The 3216-nt window shown below is 44.7% G+C and carries 5 protein-coding genes; 1 reads left to right on the top strand and 4 read right to left on the bottom strand.

Annotated elements, in window-relative coordinates; genetic code table 11:
* The 4 genes from A1019T_RS00715 to A1019T_RS00700 all read right to left on the bottom strand — a co-directional run.
* On the bottom strand, positions 1 to 95 hold a 95-nt coding region (locus A1019T_RS00715), incomplete at its 3' end, for a helix-turn-helix domain-containing protein (RefSeq protein WP_244156482.1).
* Between the two features lie 59 nt (positions 96 to 154).
* A complete protein-coding gene (locus tag A1019T_RS13510) occupies positions 155 to 817 on the bottom strand; it encodes a transferrin-binding protein-like solute binding protein (RefSeq protein ID WP_341864619.1) in 663 nt (220 codons plus the stop codon).
* Between the two features lie 159 nt (positions 818 to 976).
* Positions 977 to 1663, bottom strand: a complete 687-nt coding sequence (locus A1019T_RS00705; RefSeq protein WP_077449980.1) for a hypothetical protein — start codon at positions 1661 to 1663, stop codon at positions 977 to 979.
* Complete coding sequence (locus tag A1019T_RS00700; RefSeq protein WP_077449979.1) at positions 1623 to 2687, bottom strand: transferrin-binding protein-like solute binding protein; 1065 nt, start codon at positions 2685 to 2687, stop codon at positions 1623 to 1625. Before A1019T_RS00700 ends, A1019T_RS00705 begins: the two co-directional genes overlap by 41 nt.
* 31 nt (positions 2688 to 2718) lie before the next feature.
* On the opposite strand from A1019T_RS00700, the gene A1019T_RS00695 reads away from it, so the two are divergent.
* A complete protein-coding gene (locus A1019T_RS00695) occupies positions 2719 to 3081 on the top strand; it encodes a hypothetical protein (protein ID WP_077449978.1) in 363 nt (120 codons plus the stop codon).
* Positions 3082 to 3216 lie beyond the last annotated feature (135 nt).

Here is a 3216-nt window from a genome sequence, read left to right as displayed (position 1 = left end):
TTCTTTTTCCAACGCTGAATTGTCGTTGTACTGATTTGATATTCTTCGGCAAGCTCTCGATAACTGTAACCTTCGTCAAGCTTGTCTAATATCATTTGTATGTAGTCTTTTGAATATGCCATCTTATCAGTGTATCTTATTTATGGGGCTATGACTATAGATCATCCTCTGCAGATTGTTGAGCATTTTGAGCTGCTAGTGTAGCTGCTTCGGCTGTCTTTTGAGCAACACTCGCTTTTTCAGCTAAGTTTTCTGCGGCAACTTGTGCTAATCGTGCTGCCTCTAAAGCAGCCTCCAGACCACCATCTCCACCTTCACCCACATTGGCCAAGTTTTCTTTGGCTTTCTCTAGTGCTACTAGTGCTTTGGTCACATCTACTTGTGCCTTTTCTGCAGCAGCTTTTGCGGCATCTGCCTTAGCCTGCTCAATTGCAATGGCTGCTTGAGCGACATCTACAGCAGATTGTGCATCTACTGCAGCTTGATCCGCTGCAATTTGGTCATCAGATTTAGCCCCATAAGTACCTTGAACGCCATTCCCTTCATACACACCGCCTAGATATTGAGCATCACCACCATAAAAACCACCTTCAGTTGCGTAACCACCATTATTGGCCGCAGTACCTGAGATTTGATTGCCTTTGATGTCTGCACTTAAAGCAATATTACCCGCTTTGGAAAATGCTAGATTACCTTTAACACTTTTGGTGACAAAGTCTGCAGTAAATACTGAACTACCAAACTCAATACTATTACCTAAGCCAAGTGTGCGATGAGTTGCATCACCGGTATAACCAACTATTCCTGCTTTTGGTATGTTTTCAGATTGGGCTGCCTTACCTATTACTGCAACACCGTCTACTGGAATCTTAATACCACTTAGGCTTGCTGCTCCGTCAATATGACCGATACGCAGGTCATCGCCATAGTCTTTATAGACTGAGAGGTATGTAAGTGGTAATTCACCCAGTTCTGTTTAGATAGAAGTACTGTCATCATGGCTCATAAAACCATCGCTAAGTGCTTTATCTCCAGCTCCTGATATGTTCACCCCCACTTTAGGTAATAAGTTATTAGAAGCAGTATCAGCACGAGCGATTACGTTATCTTTACCAATTTCAAAGTCACGAGTAGTTACCACGAAGTCTGGAAGATTGGCTACTGACGCTCCAACATTAATTGATTGCGCCCCAGTCTTTTCTGATTCTGGCGTGTTCTTAATTTGTGCAGCAGCTGCTGCATCAGTAGCTACTTTTAGAGTATCTTGTGCTATTTTCATTTGCGCTTCAGTAGCTGCAATAGCAGCTTGAGAATCACTTTGTGCTTGTGTTGCTTTATCATTAGCAGCTTGCAGTGCTACCTCTCTACGATCTACTTCTGCTTGTAGCGCATCTGTGTTACCACCACCTAGAGCCAATGTATCCACTAAGGCTTTTTCTGCTACAGCTAAATCTTCTTGAGCTGTGATCAGACTATCTTGGGCCGTTTGAGCCTCTTTTTGTGCTTGTTCTGCTTTAGCTCTTTCATCCGAGGCTAAAGCATTAGCTGCATCTAATTGAGCTTGTTCTGCTGCCGCTTGCGCTGTCTCAGCTACTTGCTTGGCTTGCTCCGCTGCATCAGCCTCATCCAAAGCAGCTTGCAAGGCATCTGATCCACCCGGCATTCTCCGCCCTTGCTTTGGCTTTATCAGCAGCTGCCTGCGCTTTATCTGCATCGGCTTTTGCTTGCTCAGCCATCGCTATCGCTTTATCAGCTTCTGCCCTCAGTGCTTGTATTTCTTGCTCAGCAGCATCTGCTTGAATCTTAACATCCATAACAGCATTGTCTTTTGCCGTTTGGTCATCAGATTTAGCCCCATAAGTACCTTGAACGCCATTCCCTTCATACACACCGCCTAGGTATTGAGCATCACCACCATAAAAACCACCTTCAGTTGCATAACCACCATTATTGGCCGCACTACCTGAGATTTGATTGCCCTTAATATATGCACTTAAAGCAATATTACCCGCTTTGGCAAATGCTAGATTGCCTTTAACGCTTTTGGAGACAAAGTCTGCAGTAAACACTGAACTACCAAGCTCAATACTATTACCTAAGCCAAGTGTGCGATGAGTCGCATCACCGGTATAACCAACTATTCCTGCTGTTGGTATATTTTCAGATTGGGTTGCCATACCTATTACTGCAGCACCATTGACAGGTAATTCAATAGCACTAAATACGGCACTACCATCGATATAGCCAATACGTAGGTCATCACCGAAGTCTTTATAGATTGAAACATAGGTTAGTGGTAGCTCTTGACCCAATGCAGCCACTATGGTGCTGTCGTTATGCGCTTTAAAGCCATTCGAAATATCTGTATCACTATCACCGGATGTGGTGATGGTTAAGGCGCCTAGCAAGCCTGGGCTACCATCAGGATTTTGTGAGGCTATATCTGCTCGTGCTACAACACTGGTGTCGTCTGCGGTAAAGTCACGTGTGGTTGTGTTAAAAATTTTATTTAGTGGGAGAACATCTACATTCAATGTTTGCGCCCCAGTCTTGGCCGATTCTGGCGTGTTCTTAATTTGTGCTGCGGCAGTAGCATCTGCTGCTGCCTTAATGATATCTTGATCCTGTTGCGCTTTTGCCTCTACTGCATTAATTGCTACTTTTGCAGCCGCTTCAGCGTCGAGCAATGTTTTTAATGCGACTTCTGCTTGCTTAGCCTTGGCTTCAGCAGCGGCTTGTAACTCTTCTGAATTACCACCACCTGAGTCAAGTGCCTCTTCTAGCTCGGCCTGTGCTTGTTCTGCTTGTGCCTGCGCTTGTTCGACTTGGCCCTTTGCTGCTTCAAGCTCTGCCTTAAGTTGTTGTGCTTCTTTTTTACTCTCTTCGGCTTCAGCCTTGGCTTTTTCTTCACTCAGCCTGGCGGTTTCGGTGTCAGCCTTTGCTTACTTTAGAGCCTTACTGTTCGAGCCTTCTGTTTCTTTTGGTGTAGTCGTTCCACCAGAGCCGCCCTCACCACTGCTAGCACCTTCACCCGACCCACTTCCGCTACTGTCTGTAGCCATAGGCGTGGGTGCGGAATAATAATACCAATTCCACAAAATAATATACAATATAACCAACTCAACAACATAATAGAATCATATGCCGAAAAAGACCCCTAGAAATCATAAACTCACAGACCACGATTTTCTGCAATTATCTAAAACAGAAGGCAAT

It is taken from the genome of Psychrobacter piechaudii (assembly GCF_900162825.1).
In the GTDB taxonomy this organism is placed as follows: Bacteria; Pseudomonadota; Gammaproteobacteria; order Pseudomonadales; family Moraxellaceae; genus Psychrobacter; species Psychrobacter piechaudii.
The sequence above is the reverse complement of the archived record's forward strand: the minus strand, read 5'-3'. Positions and strand labels throughout refer to the sequence as shown.